Annotated in this window: 17 protein-coding genes and 1 tRNA gene; 17 read left to right on the forward strand and 1 reads right to left on the reverse strand. The window is 53.0% G+C overall.

Features of this window, described 5'->3' with window-relative positions; translation table 11 throughout:
• The first annotated feature begins 863 nt into the window (after positions 1 to 863).
• The 17 genes from ACWPW0_RS08005 (at position 864) to ACWPW0_RS08085 (ending at position 20373) form a co-directional block, all read left to right on the forward strand.
• Entirely contained in the window at positions 864 to 3650 is a 2787-nt protein-coding gene (locus ACWPW0_RS08005; protein ID WP_454254974.1) for a lipid II flippase MurJ, read from the forward strand.
• A 187-nt stretch (positions 3651 to 3837) separates the two neighbouring features.
• Positions 3838 to 4911 carry a DegT/DnrJ/EryC1/StrS family aminotransferase gene (locus ACWPW0_RS08010; RefSeq protein WP_447590764.1) on the forward strand — a complete coding sequence of 358 codons (1074 nt, stop codon included), beginning with the start codon at positions 3838 to 3840 and terminating at the stop codon, positions 4909 to 4911.
• Entirely contained in the window at positions 4901 to 5407 is a 507-nt protein-coding gene (locus tag ACWPW0_RS08015; RefSeq protein WP_447590766.1) for an acyltransferase, read from the forward strand. Before ACWPW0_RS08010 ends, ACWPW0_RS08015 begins: the two co-directional genes overlap by 11 nt.
• Positions 5408 to 5411: 4 nt before the next feature.
• The gene (locus ACWPW0_RS08020) at positions 5412 to 6368 is read left to right on the forward strand and encodes a Gfo/Idh/MocA family protein (RefSeq protein WP_454254975.1); all 957 of its coding nucleotides are present in this window, start codon (positions 5412 to 5414) and stop codon (positions 6366 to 6368) included.
• Positions 6365 to 7342, forward strand: coding sequence for an NAD-dependent epimerase/dehydratase family protein (locus tag ACWPW0_RS08025; protein ID WP_454254976.1), 978 nt, complete (start codon positions 6365 to 6367; stop codon positions 7340 to 7342). Before ACWPW0_RS08020 ends, ACWPW0_RS08025 begins: the two co-directional genes overlap by 4 nt.
• The gene (locus ACWPW0_RS08030; protein ID WP_454254977.1) at positions 7339 to 8433 is read left to right on the forward strand and encodes a DegT/DnrJ/EryC1/StrS family aminotransferase; all 1095 of its coding nucleotides are present in this window, start codon (positions 7339 to 7341) and stop codon (positions 8431 to 8433) included. Before ACWPW0_RS08025 ends, ACWPW0_RS08030 begins: the two co-directional genes overlap by 4 nt.
• Positions 8434 to 8435: 2 nt before the next feature.
• On the forward strand, positions 8436 to 9446 hold the full coding sequence (locus ACWPW0_RS08035) for a hypothetical protein (RefSeq protein ID WP_454254978.1): 1011 nt from the start codon (positions 8436 to 8438) through the stop codon (positions 9444 to 9446).
• A gap of 40 nt (positions 9447 to 9486) precedes the next feature.
• The gene (locus ACWPW0_RS08040; RefSeq protein WP_454254979.1) at positions 9487 to 10482 is read left to right on the forward strand and encodes a GNAT family N-acetyltransferase; all 996 of its coding nucleotides are present in this window, start codon (positions 9487 to 9489) and stop codon (positions 10480 to 10482) included.
• A complete protein-coding gene (locus ACWPW0_RS08045; RefSeq protein ID WP_454254980.1) occupies positions 10482 to 11279 on the forward strand; it encodes a methionyl-tRNA formyltransferase in 798 nt (265 codons plus the stop codon). Before ACWPW0_RS08040 ends, ACWPW0_RS08045 begins: the two co-directional genes overlap by 1 nt.
• A gap of 9 nt (positions 11280 to 11288) precedes the next feature.
• Positions 11289 to 12803: a lipopolysaccharide biosynthesis protein gene (locus ACWPW0_RS08050; protein ID WP_454254981.1), complete on the forward strand. Its 1515-nt coding sequence runs from the start codon at positions 11289 to 11291 to the stop codon at positions 12801 to 12803.
• The gene (locus ACWPW0_RS08055) at positions 12797 to 14311 is read left to right on the forward strand and encodes a hypothetical protein (RefSeq protein WP_454254982.1); all 1515 of its coding nucleotides are present in this window, start codon (positions 12797 to 12799) and stop codon (positions 14309 to 14311) included. The genes ACWPW0_RS08050 and ACWPW0_RS08055 overlap by 7 nt, the downstream gene beginning before the upstream one ends.
• Positions 14308 to 15456, forward strand: coding sequence for a glycosyltransferase family 4 protein (locus ACWPW0_RS08060; RefSeq protein WP_454254983.1), 1149 nt, complete (start codon positions 14308 to 14310; stop codon positions 15454 to 15456). The genes ACWPW0_RS08055 and ACWPW0_RS08060 overlap by 4 nt, the downstream gene beginning before the upstream one ends.
• Positions 15453 to 16052 (forward strand): sugar transferase, encoded by a 600-nt coding sequence (locus ACWPW0_RS08065; RefSeq protein WP_454254984.1) that lies wholly within the window; start codon positions 15453 to 15455, stop codon positions 16050 to 16052. The genes ACWPW0_RS08060 and ACWPW0_RS08065 overlap by 4 nt, the downstream gene beginning before the upstream one ends.
• Positions 16049 to 16666: an acetyltransferase gene (locus ACWPW0_RS08070; protein ID WP_454254985.1), complete on the forward strand. Its 618-nt coding sequence runs from the start codon at positions 16049 to 16051 to the stop codon at positions 16664 to 16666. The genes ACWPW0_RS08065 and ACWPW0_RS08070 overlap by 4 nt, the downstream gene beginning before the upstream one ends.
• A gap of 67 nt (positions 16667 to 16733) precedes the next feature.
• Positions 16734 to 17909, forward strand: a complete 1176-nt coding sequence (locus ACWPW0_RS08075) for a DegT/DnrJ/EryC1/StrS family aminotransferase (RefSeq protein ID WP_454254986.1) — start codon at positions 16734 to 16736, stop codon at positions 17907 to 17909.
• A gap of 59 nt (positions 17910 to 17968) precedes the next feature.
• Entirely contained in the window at positions 17969 to 19957 is a 1989-nt protein-coding gene (locus ACWPW0_RS08080; protein ID WP_447590788.1) for a polysaccharide biosynthesis protein, read from the forward strand.
• Between the two features lie 83 nt (positions 19958 to 20040).
• Positions 20041 to 20373 carry a ComEA family DNA-binding protein gene (locus tag ACWPW0_RS08085; RefSeq protein WP_447590790.1) on the forward strand — a complete coding sequence of 111 codons (333 nt, stop codon included), beginning with the start codon at positions 20041 to 20043 and terminating at the stop codon, positions 20371 to 20373.
• Positions 20374 to 20603: 230 nt separating this feature from the next.
• Here the strand turns inward: ACWPW0_RS08085 and ACWPW0_RS08090 are convergent.
• A tRNA-Asn gene (locus tag ACWPW0_RS08090) sits at positions 20604 to 20679 on the reverse strand.
• Between the last annotated feature and the right edge of the window lie 38 nt (positions 20680 to 20717).

A 20717-nucleotide genomic window follows, 5' to 3' on the forward strand; every position in this document is an offset into this window, starting at 1 on the left:
TAGTATATTTTTGAGATGCAGTCTTTTTAGTGCAACAATATCTCATGATCCGGATGAACTGAAGTGGGGTTACCTAATTAGGGCTCACGTTTTATTGTTACTGTGGATGCATTGGTAACATAGTTTCTCCCTTTTCTACTTTTTGTTCTAAGCGGTCATCTTCTATGTGTTAGGAGTGCACTTATATATAAGTGCCTGCAACATTTCTATATAATGTTGCTCTTGATCCTCTTTATCCAGCCGATTGCAGTCCGTTACAGGTTTGGCTCTTGGTTTGCCGAACATGCTCAGGGGCATCTATATGAAATGAATTTTGATTGGAGATGGCGCGTGGATGGCTATTCGTCCTTTCCATCCTTGTTAAGGTTTATAGGCTAGCGGGAGATGGGGTCGGTATTCCAAGTGGTCCGGGCTAAAGTGACTCAGTTGGCTGGACTAGTCATCAATAAATCGACCCATTTAAAGCTGTATCACATCCTCCCTCCGATAGGGGGCGGGGTTGAGGCTTCGATTGGAGTCGCCTGCAATTGTTGGCACGCCACTGCTCAACTGCTTCGCAAGGCTCTCCGTGTCTAGAGAAATATTTGGATTGTTAGGCTTGATGTTGACCAGGCTTGGCATGCTTGTGCCAGTGGTAGATGTTATTGTCAGTGGCTTTTTCACGGTAGGGGGCAGCTACCCATTAGTGCTAAGCTGCGGTTTTTTTGTCATTTTACCGCGTTCTGCTTAGCTAGCTTGATTAGAATGTTGGGCTTTGGCGTGTTTTGTGACGGTGGGGCTTTTGCCCATTCAGATTATTGGTGGTAAGGAAAATGATTTGTGTTGAGCGGGGTTGCCCTCTGATTTCTGGGCGAGGAGCTTGGTTGCTATGGGGGCTTGCCTTTGTTTATTCGTTGGCCATTGGCTTGATTCTGCAAAAGCTGGTGTTGCCGATGATGCCGTCAATGCATGCCGGCCATGGTTTGATGCCGGATGATGCGATTTATTTTCACACCACTGCACTTGAGATGTCGGAGCGCATTCGGGCGCTTGGGTGGAGTGAGTGGAGGCTTATGCCTTCAGGGGCTGCTACAGGGAACGTGGGGCTGCTCGCTGCAGTTTACGCTCTGCTAGGGCCTGAGCCTGCTTTCTTCTTGCCTTTAACTTCTGCTTTTCATGCCCTCGGCGCAGTATTGATTGTATTTATTGCTCTGCAAATCCTTCCAACGCGAAGTGGGTTACGTGCCGGGTTTGTCGCAGGCTTCTTTTTCCTTGTTTTTCCATCGGCATTGGTCTGGTTTGGCCAGAATCATAAGGATTCCTTTGCTATTGCAGGATTTCTACTAGCCTTGCTTGCTTTTTTGAGGTGTTTTAGTTTTCCAGGATTCTATCGCCTACTATTGAACTCAGCTCTGTTTTTACTTGGGCTTGGGCTCGTTGCGATGATGCGGCCACATTTGGTGAGCATATATTTGGTGGCTTTTTCTGGTGCGTTCGTTTGTCTTGTTTTAGTGTCTTTTATATGGGGGAGTATAAGGGATTGGGGAGGGTTGGGCAGAACTGCTTGGCTGATTGGTCTCGGCTTACTCTTCTTAAGTATTGTTCCATCAAGCAACGCCCTGATTGACCAGGACTTAAGTGAAGTGCCAGGAGGGCTTCTAGTTGGCTGGGAGTGGCAGCAGTCAGGTTATTTGCCGGCCTCTATGGATGCCCTGCTTCAAAAGGTTTCTGCAGTTCGTGCCCATTTTGTCAACTATGGCCTTTCTGTCGAGGCAGGTTCTATCATTGACGCTGACATCAAACCAGAGAGTGTGGGGCAGACTATTGCCTATCTTCCTCGTGCTCTGGTGGTGGGGTTGTTTGCTCCCTTTCCAGACTTCTGGGTGGAAAAACTCTCGTTGCCGCGAGTCATCGGTGCGTTCGAAACATTGGTGTTCTATATATTTTTTCCAGGGTTTTTCTTTATTCTGCGTCACCGCATGAGTAAGCCTTTGCTCATTTGTTTGGTGGTGGCGGGGGCTGTGTTAGTGGTCAACAGCTATGTAAGTCCGAACATGGGGACTCTACACCGAGTGCGGTACGGGCAGTGGTTTGTGTTTCTGCTTATAGGGGCATGTGGCTGGGCGCTTCTTTTCGGTAGGCTGTTTTCGCGCTTCGGATCGCCGCCGGACGGTCCCGCTGGGATTCAGCAGGTATTTTCTGAGCGACCAAGAGCTCCTAGTGGTTCGCGTGCGGCTGGTGCAGGAATGCTAGTGATGCTGGTTTCGCTAGTGGGTTTCTTAGGTCTACTTGTTCGCGACCTGCTGTTGATTGATAGGGTAGGTTTTGGTTCTTCGCTCGATAGCTATTATCTGGCGATCATGCTGCCCACTTTCTTTACAGGCCTTCTATCGATGCCACTGGGGGACGCCTTGTCTGCCCGAATATCACAGCTTGTAGATCATCTGCAGATACAACGTCTTCTGGCTGGTACTACCTCTTTCACGCTGCTGCTTTTCACTATGGTCAGCGCAGTGCTGTTGGTATTTGAGCAGGACATTTTTCATACCTTCTCCAGTGAGGGGGATATTTATCTGACGATGCAGCTATTCCCAGCTGCTCTTTTACTTCTGATTTTTTCAGGAGCGATAGTCGCAGGAAATAGCGTCGTTAATTCGCAAGGACGGCCAGTGGCGGCAGCATCCGCACAATTGCTTGTACCGTTGGTTGTGGTGACCTTCGTTCTTTTTGCAAATGAAGGTGAAATAGTAAAAGTCGCAATGACTGGTATGGCTGTGGGCCAGTTGGCCAACCTCTTAGTGCTGGCTCTGATTCTCAAGCGTTCTGGGTTCAACCTCCTGCCTGGTTCTCTGCGGGTGTTGCGAGATGAAAGTGGCATGCTACGTAACTGCAAATGGTTGGTGCTTTGTGCACTTCTCACTGGTGCAGCCGTACCTATGAACTTTTGGTTCGCCGGGCAGATCGGTGTAGGTGGGCTGTCTACTTGGGCGCTGGGCAGTAAGTTAGTGCAGATATCTTCTCTGCTGGGTGCTGCATTGATGACGGCAGTGTTTGTGCCCTATATGAGTAAAGTTGTGACGCTTGGCTTGAAAGCTCGTATCCGCGACGATCTGTTTGTTTCCTTGATGCTTGGAAGTTGGGGGAGTGCAATAGTCATCGTTGCGGTTTTCATCTTCGCTGAACCCATTATCTATGCGGCCGCAAGTGGGTTGAATGACCCTCAGGCTGCAGGGAGGTTGGTTGGGATTCTCAAGTTTGGTGCACTGCAACTACCATTTGCACTTTCAGCATTGTTGCTATTCAAGTTGTGTGCGGTGTCGGCTGTTTCGACAAGAGCGGCTATCGCCGCGTTGATCGGCCTACTCACCAATCTCGTGTTGAATTTTTTGCTTATGCCGGCGATGGGCTTGGTAGGTTTGGCTCTGGCTTGGACATTATCGAGCCTTGTCGCGACGCTAGTCGTGATTGGTGTGACGCGGGCTCAGTCGCACCTTTCCGTATCCGATATCCTCATGCTGCTGGCTACCTGGTCTGTCCTCGTTGGTCTAGCCGCAGTTATTCACTTCCGCAGTTGGGTAGGTGGTGCTGTAGTTTTTCTAGCTGTAGCTTTCTTGGTGCTATTCCAGTTGCGAATGCTTTCTCGTCAGCGCCTCTCGGTTGTTTTGTCGTGAATCCAAGCCCGGCCTGACCGGCCAAAGGCGCTGCGCGAAACTGTCGCGTGGGCGCAATCCTGACGACGGCGTCACGTTGCTGGTAAAGTGGCGCCTATTTTTTGCGGCCGCCTCGCCAAGGAGTCTGAAAATTAACGTTCCTTTTATCGACCTCAAGCGCCTGGAACCCGGTTTCCACTCGGCGTTGATGGAAAAACTCCATGCTATGACCCTGGGGGCCCAGTTTATCGGCGGCGCAGAAGTCTCCACGCTGGAAAGCCGTTTGCAGGCCGAGCTGCAGGTTGCCCATGCGGTGAGCTGCGCCAACGGCACAGACGCGTTGCAGCTGGCATTGCGGGCTGTTGGGGTGGGCGAGGGCGATGTGGTTCTGGTGCCTAACGTCACTTTCTGGGCGACCTTCGAGGCGGTGGTGAACGTGGGCGCCAAACCGGTGACGGTGGACGCTGAGCTCAGCGATGGCGGCGTCTGCTTCGAAGCCTTTGCCCAGGCCATTCGCGAGTCCCAACCCAAGGTGGCGCTGGTGGCACATCTGTATGGCTGGGGCAGCGCCCGTCTGCTTGAATTGCGCGCGCTGTGCCGCGAGCAGGACGTGGTGCTGATCGAGGACTGTGCCCAGGCCTTTGGCGTGCGTTACCAGGGTGAGCCCATCTACAAGGGCGCACACATATCCACCACCTCCTTCTACCCGGCCAAGGTACTCGGTGGCGCGGGTGACGGTGGCGCGGTATTTACCGACGACGCCGAGCTGGCCGACAAGGTCCGCCGCCTGGGCAACCATGGCCGCACAGCACACTACGGTTACGGCGATGTGGGCTGGAATTCGCGCCTGGACTCACTGCAGGCTGCTTTCCTCAACCTGTCGCTGGATCACATCGAGGCCCGCATTGCCTCGCGTCGCGAAGCCGTTGCCTTCTACCAGAAGCACCTGCCCGCCACCGGCATCCAGCTGATGAACGCGCCGGCCGGCTATGAGGAGAACGGCTACTGCAACGTCTGCCTGGTGCCGGATGCGGCCATCAAGGCCAGCCTAGAGGCCCGCCTCAAGGCCGAGGGCATCGGTTTTGGCAATATCTATCCCAGTGTCATGTCCAGCCAGCCGGGTGCTGCGGCCTACATCAAGGGCCACTTCGGCGGTCAGATCGGCGAGCAGCTATGTGCCTCGGTATTGAACCTGCCGCTGTTCCCCTACATGAATGAAGCCGAGCAACTGCGCGTGGTTGAAGTGGTGGGTTCGGTTCTTGGAGGTGGCAATGTCCGCTAACGACATCTACATCCATCCTAGCGCCAATGTCTCGGACAAGGCCAGCATCGGCACCGGGACAAAGGTCTGGATCAATGTGCAGATTCGCGAAAGCGCAGTGGTCGGCGAAGACTGTATTCTGTCCAAAGACGTCTATATCGACCATGCGGTGAAGATCGGCAGTCGATGCAAGATCCAGAACAGTGTCTCGGTTTATAACGGTGTGGAGATCGGCGACGACGTCTTCGTCGGCCCCAACGCTTGCTTCACCAACGACAAGGTACCGCGTGCCTTCAATGCCGACTGGAAGATCACTTCGACGCGCATCGACAACGGCGCCAGCATCGGCGCCAACGCCACCATCGTCTGCGGTATAACCATCGGCGAGTTCGCCATGGTCGCCGCCGGCAGTGTGGTGACCAAGGACGTTGCGCCCTACACCCTGGTCATGGGCAACCCCGCGCGTGCGGTAGCTCGCATCGACCGCGAAGGCAATCGAGTTTCCGGAGACGTCTGACGCCATGCAAGAGAAAGTGCTCAAAGTAGGCCTGATCGGCCTCGGCAACATGGGGCGCAACCACTTGCGCGTACTCTCGATGCTCAAAGGCTTCGAGCTGGCGTTCGTAGCTGATGCCAATGCCGAGGTCGCCGCGAAGGCGGGTGAGGCGCATGGCATCCCAGGTGTGGTCGACCCGACACCGCTATTGGCGGGCGTAGATGCGGTGGTGATCTGCACCCCAACCGTGACCCATGCGGACTATATCCGCTTGGCTGCTGCGCATGTGAAGAACATTTTTGTTGAGAAGCCGTTGGCCGCCACGCTGGAAGAAGCACAAGAAATTGCCGCTTTTTCGAAAGACAAGGGTCTGAATATCCAAGTCGGCTTCATTGAGCGTTTCAACCCGGCGGTCCAGGCACTGAAGACAGTACTTGGTCGAACCGAGCGTGTCATCAGCCTGGATTTCACACGTACCAACAAAGTCAGTGCGCGCATTACCGATGTTGATGTGGTCACCGACCTGATGATTCACGACATTGACCTGGCGCTTTATCTCAATGGTCCGGCTACCTCTGTGGCGGCGCATGGTTTCGCTCATGGCAGCATGATCGACTTCGCCTCGGCGCTGATTACTCACGAGAACGGCCAGTTCTCGCGTATCCAGGCCAGCCGGGTAACAGACAAGAAAATCCGCCAGATCGAAGGCACCTGCGTTGACATGTTCGTCGACTGCGACCTGCTGCGTAAGGAAATCCTGATCAACCGGCAGTCTGAGACTCGCGACAGTGGCAGCCTGCCCTACGCGGTTTCCGCTATTCAGGAAACCGTTGCTGTTCCGCCGCAGGAAGCTTTGCTGACCGAGCTGCAGGCGTTCATGGCGAGCTGCCGCCAGTTGGGTGGAGGGCAGACTCCGGGAGTCGATGCTGGTGTCGACGCAATGAAGATATGTGCACAAATTCAGGTAGCGGTTCAGGCATGACTATTCGAGAAGGTTTTGCGGGCAAGGGTATTCTAGTCACGGGCGGTGCCGGCTTTATTGGCAGCCATCTGGTCGATAGATTGCTTTCCGAAGGGGCTGATCATGTGGCGGTCATCGACAACCTCTTCGTCGGCTCCGAAGACAACCTGGCCGAGGCGCTGGCCAGTGGCAAGGCCACGTTCTACCGTGACGATGCGGAACTGAGCACCAGCCTCGAGTACATATTCACCCAGCACGCCATCGACGTGGTGTTCAACTGCGCCACCAAGGCACTGAACTACTCCTTCCTCAACCCTGCCAACGCCTTCGACACCAACGTCAAGGTGGTGCTGAACCTGCTAGAGCTGCAGCGGCGTGGTCTGTTCAAGACTCTGTGCCACTTCTCCACCTCCGAGGTCTATGGCTCGGCGGTGTACGAACCGATGGATGAGGCCCACCCGCGCAACCCGACCACCACCTATGCTGCCGGCAAGGCGGCGGCAGATCTGGCAGTGGAAAGCTATGTGCGCATGTTCGGCGTGGATGCCTACATCGTTCGCCCGTTCAACAACTACGGCCCGCGGCAGAACCACAAGGGCATGCTCGCCGGGGTAATCCCGATCACCGCCGTGCGCCTGCTCACCGGCGGAACCCCGGAGATCCACGGTGAAGGCACTCAAAGCCGTGACTTCATCTATGTCCACGACACCGTGGATGCAGTAGTCAAGCTCCATGATGTGCTGCCGTCCGGCGAGACGGTAAATATCTCCACCGACAACCAGATTTCGATCAATGAGCTGATTCCGCGTATCTGCGCCCATTACGGGTATTCAGGAGAGATTCTGAGAAAGCCAGGCCGCCACTCCGATGTGCTGTCGCACAACGCCAGTAATGAGAAGGTCAAGGGGCTGATTCAATATTCGCTGACGCCCTTTGGCAAAGGGCTGGCTGACACTCTGACGTGGTACACCGCCCAGATCGGAGAGCGTGCATGAGCCAGATTCGCTTGATGAGGCCTTATATAAGCTTCGATGAAGTCGAGACGGAGATGCGCGAGATATTCGACTCAGGCATGTTCACCCGTGGCCAGCATGTAGAGGCTTTTCGCAAGGAGATTTGCGCCTACACCAGTGCGAAGCACGCCCATTTGGCCACGTCGGCCACCACGGCTTTGAGCGTCTGTCTGAAGCTGATCGGTGTGGGGCCGGGTGATGAAGTTCTCGTCTCCGACTTCTCCTTTCCGGCTACGGCCAACGTGGTAGAGGACCTCGGGGCGCGTCCGGTCTTTGTCGATGTGTCGCTCGACACCTATAACATGCTGCCCTGCGCCCTGCGTGCGCGCATTACCGAAAGGACCAAGGCCGTCATTGCGGTCGATGCATTTGGCAATCCCTCGGGTATGCATGAGATCGCGGCCATCTGCAAAGAGCACCGGTTGCCCTTCATCGAAGATGCAGCATGCGCTATCGGCAGCAGTGAGCAGGGTATTCCCGTCGGGAACATTGCAGATCTCACCTGCTTCAGTTTCCACCCGCGCAAGTTGCTCACCACGGGTGAGGGCGGCGCGATCACAATGAATGACGATAGCTGGTCCGCCTGGTTTGACGTAAAGCTCAACCACGGGGCCAGTGGGATGGTGGGCTACGGCCTGGACTTCATCGAGCAGGGTTACAACTACCGTCTTTCGGAGCCGCAGGCGCTGATGGGGCGGGTCCAGCTACGTAAGCTGGACTCAATCGTGGCAGAGCGAAACGCGGTGCGGAGCGACTATGTGAGTCGTCTGGAGCCCGCTGGTTTCATACCACAGCATCGGGCCGGGGATGTCGTGCATAACGTGCAGTCCTTGGTGTTCCGTGTGCCAGAAGGACTGGATCGGGATGCACTGATCCGCGGGCTGCGCGATGATGAAATCGAAACCACCATCGGTACTTACTGCCTCAGCGCTACGACCTACTACCAGAATCGATACGCCGATGTTCAGCCCAATGCTGCTCGTCTTCAACAAGACACAATCACCTTGCCTTGCTATGAAGGCGTTGATGTGGGGCGCATTTGCGAAGCGATCATTGCTAGAACTGGCATTTGATAATGATAGACGCTCGAGAGTTGAGGCTGATCCGTGAGTTCATTGATCACTTATCTATAGACTTGGGTGGCGCGGTTGTCGTGACCGAGGCGGGGAGTGGGCCTTTTCTCTACTCTGCATTAGTGGCGGCAATGGCTGGTGCGAGAAAGGTCTACGCAGTGGCGCCAGACAGCTATCACGCGACACATGAAATGCTGTTTAAAGAGATATCGCTTAGGTGCCAAGAGTGGGGTCTAAACGATGGGTGCATAGAAGTTATAGACTCTCGAGATAAGATTCCGCACGGTATCGATATATTTCTTAATTTAGGTTTTGTGCGTCCACTTGATCGAGATTTGATTTCTCGTGGCAGTGAGTGTGCGGTTGTCTCCTATATGAGCGAGGCTTGGGAATACAGGCCTGGTGACTTGGATTTAGAATTTTGTCGGACTAAAGGTATAGCTGTTGCTGGAGTTAATGAGGATTTTGATGGTTTTGGTGTTTTTTCTTCATGTGGTCAGTTAGCTCTGAAGCTGATTTTTGAGGCTGGTTTAGAGGTCGCAGGGTGCAGGTTTGCGGTATTAAGCAATGATCCTTTTGGAGTGGTGATTGTTAAGGCTTTGAAGGCGAATGCCGCGAATGTGATTCTAGTTAAAGATGCTAGTTGCTTGAGTGAGGAGACGATTTCCTCTGTAGATGCGTTGGTGGTTGCTACCTACTCTGCTGAGGAGAATGTGCTGGAGAGGTCTCCGTATACCGTGGAAGAGATTCATTCCTTGAATAGCTCTCTTAAGGTTATTCAGTTTTCTGGCTCGCTTGATGTCAAAGAAATTCTTAAGGCAGGAATTTCAATTTATCCGGTCGATTGTCTGGGGCCTTATCGAATGGCAAAAACACTTTCATATCTTGGGAGTAGGCCGGTAATTGCGCTGCATTCACTTGGTTTGAAAGTTGGTGAGCTGATATATAATTCTAGACGTACAGGTGTTCCTGTGCCTAGTCTGTATTTGAATCTTGTGCAGTTTATGGCTTGATTCTTTGCGGGATTCTTGTGTGTTTTTTAGGGATCAGTTGATGACTGACGCTGCCAATAATGAGTGTTTGGTTGTTCCATTCTTGAGCGAGAATTCGTTTGAGTGGGATGAGTGGGTGGAGAGCTCAAATGAAGGTACTATCTTTCATAAGAAGAGCTTTTTAAGCTATCACGGCGATCGTTTTGAAAGCTCCGAAATTTTTCTGTCCATTCACCGAAAAAAAAAGAGGGTTGCGCTCTGGTCGTTAGCTCTTATAGATCGCAACGGTGAACTCTGCGCACTGTCACCATACGGCGGTAGCTATGGTGGTCCAGCAATGCAAGGTGTGATGGGGCTTGCAGCGTGTAGAGATATAATCGGCTCGGTCGTCAACTATGTCGCAAACGCTGGTGTCAAAGAGTTTCGAATAACATTGCCAATTAGAGCGTGTAGTCTGATTTATACAGAAACATTTCGTTTCGCGCTTTTGGAAGCAGGCTTCTCGTGTGTTAATAGGGATATTTCCAGTGTCATTCCTCTTGACGCTAATCTCGCAGAGTATAGTCATGTGCAGTCCCACCGGTCCGAGTGGGAGCGTCGTGCACGGAAGGCAAATAAGCTAGGCGTTGTGGTGCGTAGATCTGCACCGATTCAGGATTTTTGGCAAACGCTTACTGCCACCTTTGAAAAGCACGGTATGAAGCCAACCCATACTTTTGAGGAGTTACAGTGGCTTGCGACTGAGCTGCCCAATAAGGTTTTCTTTTCCTGTGCTTATTTGGAAGAAAAGCCCATTGCCGGTGTTTGCTATTTTGCGCAAAACAGTCGTGTGGTAGGAACATTTTATCTTTGTCAGGACCCTGAGCATCAGGCAACCCAGGCGCAGTCAGCCTTACTGCTTGATGGTTTTGAGCAGGCCCAGTCGTTGGGTTACTGCTGGATGGATCTGGGGACCTCTTCAGTGAATATGCAAGCTTACGATTCAATTTTTCGCTTCAAGGAAACGCTGGGGGCTATAGGGCAGTTTAGGGAAACATATATGTTGAGGCTGCAATAGTGCTTACCCTGCTGACCACATTGGAATTCGATGCTCCACTCTTCTCTGCAGTTGAGAGTTCGGGATTGGTATCCAAGGTCGTTCGCTCGCGTGAGGGGCTGGGTTCTGTCAGTGATGCGAATGTATTGCTGATAAATTGGCCCTATATACTGTCGTCCGAGTTCATTTCTCGACAGCATGCTGTTCTCAATGTGCATAATTCTCTGTTGCCTAGGTATCGGGGGCGGCACGCGTTTACATGGGCCATTCTCAATGGGGAGACCCAGTTGGGATTTTCTCTGCATGAAGTAGTGGCTGAAGTGGACGCTGGCGGTGTTTTGGCTCAGGTCGCTTTCAACTTGGGGGTGGATGAGGATATTAATGACGCCTTCCGCCGAGGAACAGCACTGCTTAATGAATGGTTGCCGTCAGCGCTAATTGAGTGGGCGAGTGGGCGTTTGGTAGCGCATCCTCAAGACGAGACTTGCGCAAGCCTGTTTCGCCGGCGCCATGCTCAAGACAACTGGTTGGTCTCCTTTGATCGTGCGGAGAAAGTCAGGGACTTCGTTCGCGCGGTGGCGCCACCTTATACACAGGGAGCTATGTGTTGCACAGCAGCGGGCGAGATATTGCATTTCAGCTCTTCGGAAGTGGTCGATGATGCTGCAAGTAGTGCTGCGCCGGGTTGCATTCTGAAAGTTGATGAAGAAAGTCTGTTGGTTGCATGTGTTCATGGAGTGGTTCGCCTCGTTCCGGTGGAGTCTGGATTACTAGCTGGACTGCATGCTGGAGATTCACTTGTGGTGGCCGAATTTTGAGCCCTTCTCATGAGCACAGTTGACAGCCCGTTTCGTTTGTCAGCTACAGCCGCACTCATGTTGGCACGTGCCGTACGAGCCCCGCTGTGGCTGCTCGTATCGGCTTTGATGGCTCGTGTAATGGGGCCGGAGGGCCTGGGAGCTTGGGCTATGCTTCTGGCCGCCGGCATGTTGCTGAATCAAGTGTTTGTGCTTTGGTCTCAGTCGATTACTCAACGCTTTGGGCGACTGGAGTGGGAGGCTTCTGGGCAGCTACGGCGAACGTGGGCAACGCGCTGGCCTTTATTGTTTTTCGGTGGCGTGCTAGTTCTTGCTTGTTTCTTGCTGGCGCCTTCGGAATGGTTGTCGGCCCGATTGGATGTGCCAGAAGATAGCTTGTGGTTGATTATTCCAATTTTCATCTCCCTTTGGCTCATGGGCGAGACTCAGGGGCTTCAGCAAGTGCGAGAGCGCTATTTGCGGCTTGCATGGTCTCCACTCGCGGCTGACCTACTCTTAATTGGGGTTCTAGGTGCTCTATCTTTAATGGCCATTCTGGGCCAGCGTCTAACCTCGTTGCAGATTCTCATGGTCGTCAGTTTCTCGGGAGCTGCAGCTTGGGTTTTTATGCTTGCTCGAGAGTTAAGAGGGAGCTCTTTAAGTTTGGGGGTGCCAGAGAAAAAGCAAGTTAATTTGGCACTTGCTTTTTCTCTTCCGCTGTTGCCGGGATACTTGGTCGGGTACCTTTCGGAGTGGTGTGACTATATTCTGATAAGCCACTTTCTTGATGCTCAGGCCGTAGGTTTTTATCACCCTGCCTATCAGTACATGTTGATCATGGTCGGCCTGCCCACTGCTGTAGTTGCTGTTTTGATGCCCCAACTGGTTTCTCGTGTAGAGAAGGTGGGTGTAGAAAGTGAGCGACAACTGATTGGCCGCGTTGCACCTCAGGTAATGAGTCTCTGGGTGCTCGCAACTATTGGGCTTATCGCTTTTTTGCCTGCTCTCTTCTCATGGTTAGTGGGTGGTTCTTTTGAAGATAGTCGGGTCATACTCCAAGTTCTATTGGCGGCGGTGCCGGGTGCTGCAGCTACACATCTTTATGGTTTGGGGCACTTCGTGCAGGGGCGCCTATTGACCGCTAATGTTGGCCTGTTTGGATTGAAGTTGTTGGTCAATGTGTTGCTAACTTTAATTTTGCTACCCGTTTTTGGTGTTTTAGGTGCCGCGATTGCGGCATTGGCTGGTTTTATTTTAGTGCAATGGCTGTTTCTAATTGATCAGCATCGCTATCTTAAATTACCTTTCGCTGGAGGTGCCCTGGTTCTGCTGCTGGCTCACCTTGGTGGTTTGTCGTTGGTTGTTATGGAAAGTTTTTGGGCTCGGTCTCTGATCGCGGGGTTGGTTATGCTATGCATGCTTACTTTAGTTAGGCGTGCCAACTTTTTTTCTCCAGAAGAAGTCTCGGCCATGGTGCCGGTTTCTCTGTCTCGTACTGCTCCAATATTGGTGCGGCTCTTATGTAGAAAAGGAATGCCATGGTGATGGTGCTGTTTCTGTGTCTGGTTTTTCTATGTGCGCTGATTCTGCGCCTCGCGCCGGTATTGCTTTCCTCTCATGGTTCGGGTGTGGATCAATGGTATTGGAAGACTTATATCGAAACCTTGCGTCGCGATGGCTCGTTGCCCGTCAAGATGCCGCAATTTCTCTTGGATGAGGGGCACTGGTACCCCCCCTTCTTTCCATGGTTGATGTCGAGGTTGCCTGCTTCGATGTTTGATCGTTTCAGTGTGCAGTTCGCAGTTTTTATAGACATGCTGCGAATGGTTCTTTTGGTTTGGGCTGCCTGGTGGTTGACTGCAGATCTGGTAGTGGCTGCAATTGCTGGAATAGTCTATGCGGTTACGCCTCTTCTTGTTACTTATAATATGCAGTTGAATCCGCGGGGCATGGGGGCGCTATTTCTCGATGCGATGTGGTTGTTGGTGGGTGCAGTTTTTTTATATGAGGCCTCACCCTGGTTTTGGCTGGGCGTATTTTTTCTTGCTGGCATGGTTATGATTACTCATAAGATGGCCATGCAGTTATTTTGGTTCATTTCTTTGTTTGGGGCGGGTCTGGCTGGTGATTTTCGTCTCTCTTTATTGGTGCCCGGTAGTGTCTTGGCTGCGCTTCTGTTAAGTGGAGGGTTTTATCGCCTGACGATGAGAGCTCATTGGGATACTGTTAAGTTCTGGGCTCGAAATTGGCGTGGGAATGGAGTTCATCCGTTGCTGGAATCTCCGGTCTATGGTGAAGCGGGATATGAAACTCCTGGCAAGTTCTATCGGTCCGGATTCAAGGCTTGGGTTCGGCGACTGCAGTTTGTGATCGGGTTTAATCCCTGGATGCCAATTGCATTGGGGGTGGGCTTGTTTTCTCTCTTCAAAGGACATGACTTTTCTACGTATGAGGTGTGGATATACGCCTGGCTTGCCTTGATATTCTTGTTTGCGCTCCTTACTACGTTGGTTCCGATGTTTCGTTCGCTGGGCCAAGGTTACTTGTATGGCTATAATGGAAGTTTTCCGGCTGCACTGGCCTTGGGCATCGGTTTTTTGTCGTTGGGGCAGGCTTGGTACTGGTGGGTGGCACTTGTTGTTGGCTTATTGATGTGTATGTCGGCTCTCATTGCTTTTTTCAGAGCCTTGCGCACAAGTCGGACGATGAAGGTCGACTCTAAGCTGGATGAGGCCGTTAGCCATTTAGCCACTCTTGAAGATGGTCCTGTCATGTGTTTTCCGCAGCATTGGCATGATTTGGTTGCTTATCGGACAGGCAAGCCGGTTTTGTTCGGCGGCCATGGGTATGGATATCATCTGTTGGAACCGGTGTTTCCAGTTTTGCGTGTACCTGTCCAGGAGATATTTGAAAAATATCATGTGCGCTATCTGTTGACATATGAAGGGTATTTGCCAGAGCGCTTTTGCAAAGATTTGCCCTCTGCCGAGATGGAGAGCTTTGGTGATTACCACCTTTACAGATTTGATGCAGCGAAGGAGGGCGAGATTTGACGCGTAAGCGGCTCTGTTTCATCACAACCGTCCCCATGGCTGTGTCGGCCTTTCTGCGCCTGCATATCGAGCGGCTTGCCGATGACTACGACGTCTTCGTCATCTCCAATTACGGTACCGGGCCGCTGCCGGACGATGAGCGAGTCACGTATCTGAATGTGCCGCTGGCGCGGGAAATTTCTCCGCTCGTTGATCTGAGAACGTTGTTTTCGCTGGTCGGGCTGTTTCGTCACTACCGCTTTGACGTGGTTCATTCGGTCACCCCCAAGGCGGGGCTGCTGGGCATGCTGGCTGCGCGGCTGGCTGGCGTTCCGGTGCGCATTCACTGGTTTACCGGTCAGGTCTGGGTCACGCGCACGGGGCTGGGGCGTTTCATTCTCAAGAGTGCGGATCGGCTGATCGCTGCAGCCGCATCGCATCTGCTGGCAGATAGTCCGTCGCAGCGTGACTTCCTGGTTGCCGAGCGGGTCTGTCGCCAGGGACGGATAGAGGTGATTGGTGATGGGTCGATCTGTGGTGTGGATGGTGAGCGTTTTCGCCCCGATCCGCTCGCCCGTAAGCGGGTCCGTGATGAGCACGTTGTTCCAACCGACGCGTTGGTGGTGCTCTTTCTCGGGCGGTTGAATACCGACAAGGGGCTGCGCGAGTTGGCGCAGGCCATGGTGGAACTGGATGACCAGCTCCCTGATGTGCATTGGCTGATAGCCGGGCCTGACGAGGGCGGGATGGTCGAGCATATCCGTTCGGTTGCCGGTTGCCTGGGCGAACGTCTGCATTTCCAGGGTTTTACCCGCGAACCCGAGGCGTACATGGCTGCAGCGGACATCTTCTGTCTACCCAGCTATCGGGAGGGATTTGGTAGCTCGGTTCTCGAGGCTGCCGCTGCTGGTGTGCCGTCGGTCGCCACGCGCATCTACGGGCTTACCGATGCGGTGGAGGATGGTGTGTCCGGTCTGCTGGTTCCGTCCGCGAGCGTGCCAGAGTTAAAGGCTGCGCTGCAGCGTCTGATCGAGGATGGCGAGTTACGTGCTGCAATGGGCGAGGCTGCACGGACCCGTGCATTGCTACGTTTTTCTCGCGCGAAAGTCGTCGGCGGATTGAGCGATTTTTATGCGCGCATATTCGGCCAAGGGAATAAGACATGAGCTTCAAACGGATTTTCGACATTGTTTGTAGTGCGCTAGCGTTGCTGTTGCTCTGGCCAGTGCTGTTGGTTCTTTACGTGCTGGTGCGAGTAAAACTGGGAACCCCTGCATTTTTTCGCCAGCAACGTCCCGGGTTGTATGGCCGGCCGTTTATGATGGTCAAATTCCGTACCATGCTTGATGCTGTAGATGCTGAAGGCAATTCTTTGCCGGATGACATTCGCCTAACTCGTTTTGGACGGTTTCTACGTGGGACCAGCCTGGATGAGTTGCCCGAATTGTGGAACGTACTGAAGGGAGATATGAGCTTGGTTGGGCCGCGTCCGCTGCTGATGGAGTACTTGCCACTTTATAGTGCTGAGCAGGCGCGCCGGCACGAAGTCCGTCCAGGCATTACCGGTTGGGCGCAGATCAACGGGCGTAATGCATTGAGTTGGAAGCAGAAATTTGATCTGGATATCTGGTATGTGGATAGCCAGACGTTTTGGCTGGATATTCGGATCCTGCTGTTGACCGTGCGTAAGGTCCTCATTCGTGAAGGCATTAGTGCCGAAGGGCAGGCGACGATGTCCAAGTTCACGGGTAACGATACGTGAAACGGCTAGCTATTTTAGGTGCCAGCGGACATGGCAGAGTTGTGGCTGATACGGCTGAGCTTTGCGGTTGGGAGAGCATCGTATTCTATGATGATGCATACCCGGGTTTAGCGCTGAACGGTAACTGGGTTGTTGCAGGGACATCTGAAGAGCTAATGCAGCATCTGGAGACTTTTGACGCTGTGCTGGTGGCTATCGGCCATAACCGGGCCAGATTATCCAAACTGGAAGAGTTGCTATCGCGTGGCGCGAGTGTTGCGACGCTTGTCCATCCTACCGCTACTATTAGTCGCTACGCTTCTATCGGTGCGGGGAGCGTTGTATTCGGCGGTGTTGTAGTGAACGCTTATGCGCAGATAGGTATGGGCTGTATCCTCAATACCCTCTGTAGCGTTGATCACGATAGCGTTCTTGCTCGTGCGGTTCATGTCAGCCCTGGCGCGCACCTTGCTGGCGGGGTGCGGGTAGGCGAGGCGAGCTGGATTGGCATTGGGGCGAGCATTCGGCAACTGATTCATATTGGCGACGATGTCACTATTGGCGCAGGCGCTGCAGTTGTGCGCGATGTGCCGGATAATATTGTCGCTTTCGGGGTGCCTGCCCACTTCGAATAGATTTTTGTGTTGTATCCGGAGCTGGTTTCGGATCGATCTACTGCCACCGTTTGTCGAGATCCCTCTTGTGCTGAATACGCCATTTTCTCCTTGGCCGTCCTTTTCTGAAGAAGAGGCTGATGCTGCTCGTGACGTTATCCTGTCCAACAAAGTGAACTACTGGACCGGCGAGGAGTGTCGCCGGTTCGAGCAGGAGTTCGCGTCTTGGACTGGAACGGAGTATGCCGTTGCTGTCACCAATGGGACTGTCGCTCTGGACCTGGCGCTAAGGGCGTTGGGAATAGGTGACGGGGACGAAGTTATCGTCACTCCACGTACTTTTCTCGCCTCTGCTTCAAGCATTGTGAATGCGGGTGCGATTCCGGTCTTCGCTGAGGTTGATCGCGATTCGCAGAATATTACTGCTGAGACTATCCGCTCTGTTTTAAGCCCACGGACCCGGGCGGTTATTTGTGTTCACTTGGCAGGGTGGCCGTGTGACATGGATCCGATCATGGCGCTAGCCTCTGAGTACGACCTCAAGGTAATAGAGGATTGTGCTCAAGCCCACGGCGCTCATTATAACGGGCGCCCAGTTGGCTCGATTGGCCATGTTGGAGCTTGGTCCTTTTGTCAGGACAAAATAATGACTACGGGTGGGGAGGGGGGAATGGTTACCACCAACTCCAGAGAACTGTGGTCGAAGATGTGGTCGTTCAAGGACCATGGGAAAAGCTGGGAAGCAGTGTACGAGCGTGAGCATGCCTCGGGGTTTCGTTGGTTGCATGAGAGCTTTGGCACCAACTGGAGGATGATTGAGGTTCAGGCTGTTATCGGGCGTATCCAATTACAGCGGATGCAGCAATGGCATGAGCAGCGTATTGCCAATGCTGAACGGATTTGGGGCGTCGCAGAAAAGCTCAAGGGATTACGTGTGCCTAAAGTCCCATTGGGGGTGGTACATGCTGCTTACAAATGCTACGTATTTGTTGAACCTGAACGGCTTGGACACAGTTGGTCTCGTGATCGCGTTCTCGAAGAGATCAATGCGCATGGCGTCCCCTGTTTCTCTGGTTCGTGTTCCGAGGTCTACCTGGAAGCTGCGTTCGATTCGACTGGCTGGGCCCCTGATGAGCGTTTCCCAGTAGCCCGCGAGTTAGGAGAAACCAGCCTTATGTTCATGGTTCATCCGACATTGACGACGGAAGAACTAGAAAAGACCTGCGAAGTGCTGTCCAGTGTTATGGCTGCGGCGACAAGATAATAGCTAGCTAACGGCAAGACTTGCCGGTTGCTATCGCTTTTGCTCGGAGTATCGGTTTGATGGGATTGGAAAATGACAGGATTCGTCAGTATCTTCTGCGTATGTCACGTCAGAGCAAACGCTCTCTGCAAGTATGTGCTGACATCCTGCTACTCTGGGCTGCGCTTTGGTTGGCCTTTTTCGTGCGCCTCGGTTTGGAGCGCATGATCGACCCAGTAGGAGAGTATTTGTGGCTATTCATCGTCGCTCCAGCCACTGCTATTCCCCTATTCATTCGCTTTGGCCTATATCGGGCCGTCTTACGCTATTTTGGTAGTGGTGCGCTAGTAACCATTTTCAATGCGATAAGCCTTTCCGCCCTACTGTTAGCCTTGGTCATCTATCTCATACAGCCTGACGAGCTCATGCCTCGTTCGGTAATTTTTATCTATTGGGCACTGTCTTTATTGTTCATCGGCGGCCTACGGTTATTGATGCGTCAGTATTTCAGCGGTGAGCTATTTCCCACGCGCGCTCAGGGGCGTCGACCCCTCACGCGTGTTGCAATCTATGGCGCGGGTGCAGCAGGAAATCAATTACTTACGGCACTGCGAATGGGTAAGCGCATGCTCCCAGTGTCTTTTATCGATGATGACGAGGGGATTTCTGGGCGTATAATCGCTGGCGTCAAAGTCTATAAATCGAAACATATCAAGCAGCTAATTGATGAAACTGGTGCAGAAGAGGTTCTGCTTGCGATTCCCTCTGCATCGCGTAGTCGCCGTCGGGAAATTCTCTCCGCACTCGAAGCATATCCATTTCATGTAAGAACAATTCCGGGGTTTATGGATCTGGCCAGCGGCCGGGTCAATGTTAGTGACTTGCAGGAGGTCGATATCATTGACCTTCTCGGGCGTGATGCAGTGCCGCCTCAGCGCGAACTGTTTGAGCGTTGTATTCGCGCTCAGTCTGTTATGGTTACTGGTGCGGGAGGTTCTATTGGCTCGGAGCTATGCCGACAAATTCTCCTATCAGGCCCTCGGACGCTAATCCTTTTCGAGCACAGTGAATACAACCTGTACAGCATCCAAAATGAATTGGAGCAATGGATACGCCGAGATTCTTTATCGGTAAAGCTCGTGGGTATATTGGGCAGCATTCGTAATTCTGACCGCCTATTGGACGTTATGCGGACTTGGAATGTGCAAACTATCTACCATGCGGCTGCCTATAAGCACGTTCCTATCGTTGAGCACAACATTGCCGAAGGTGTACTCAATAATGTGCTCGGTACGCTGCAGACTGCCCAGGCAGCGCTGAAGGCAGGTGTTCGAAACTTCGTATTGATATCCACTGACAAGGCTGTGCGCCCCACGAACGTCATGGGTAGTACTAAACGCTTGGCTGAGATGGTTTTGCAGGCCTTGAGCGCAGAGTCTGCCCCATTGTTGTTAAGCGATGACTCGGGTATTTCACAGCTCAGGCAGACCCGATTCACCATGGTGCGTTTTGGCAATGTTCTGGGCTCGTCAGGTTCTGTCATCCCCTTGTTCCGTGAACAGATCAAGCGTGGAGGGCCTGTTACAGTCACCCACCCAAATATAACCCGCTATTTCATGACCATACCGGAGGCTGCGCAGTTGGTCATTCAGGCCGGTGCGATGGGCGAGGGCGGTGATGTTTTCGTACTGGATATGGGGCAGCCAGTAAAGATCGCTGAAATGGCGGAGAAGATGATTCATCTTAGTGGTCTCAGCGTGCGCTCAGAAAAGAGCCCGGCTGGTGATATTTCCATTGAGTTCACCGGGCTGCGACCTGGTGAGAAGCTGTACGAAGAGTTGCTGATTGGCGATAACGTAAGTCCGACAGATCACCCGATGATCATGCGGGCCAATGAGGAGCACTTGTCATGGGAAGCATTGAAGGTCGTCTTGGAGGAGCTGTTCGCAGCCGTTGAGTGCGATGATTACGACAGGGTGCGTCAGTTGTTGCGTGAAACCGTCAGCGGTTACAGCCCGGAAGGTGAAATAGTCGACTGGGTTCATGTGCAGCGCCGCACAGAATCTTGAGGTTCAACGTTGACAGCGATGCGTTAGCGACTAATTTAGAAGCGTGACCGGGATTGGTCACTTGCCATTACAAGGAGTGTGAAATGCTGAAGATGAAACTGTCCGCTGTCCTGTTCGCTTGCATCACCACGTTGTCTGTTGCCGCCGTTGCAGCAGAACCCACCAAGGCTGTTAAGCCTGTTGCTGAAACCACTCAGTCTGCCTCGAATGCAGCAGTTGGATCGGTAAATATCAACACTGCTGATGCTGGTACGATCGAGGCTACGCTGATCGGTATTGGTAAGGTCAAGGCGCAAGCAATCGTCGATCATCGTACCGCCAATGGCCCTTTCGCCTCAGTGGATGAGTTGTTGGAGGTCAAAGGTATTGGCGCGGCGACGCTTGAAAAGAATCGCGGAAAGTTGAGCGTCAACTGACGCCATCCCCCCAGAGCTGTATATGAGCCGGTCTTTGACCGGCTTTTTTGTGCCGGCCATGGGCGCAGTCGTCCCCAGTTCAACGGTGATTGCCCTTAGAGTTTCTGTTTGCGCAGAAGGTGCACGGAGTATCCTGTGACTTGATTCCAGTTCAGCGCGGAGTGGCTCTAGGGGTAGCTGTGCTGCAGGCAATAAAAAAGCCCCAAGCTTTCACCTGGGGCTTTGATGTTTGGCTCCGCGACCTGGACTCGAACCAGGGACCCAATGATTAACAGTCATTTGCTCTACCGACTGAGCTATCGCGGAACAACGGTGCGTATCCTACTGATTGGAAAGGGGAAGTC

The organism is Pseudomonas sp. Marseille-Q8238, from assembly GCF_965111915.1.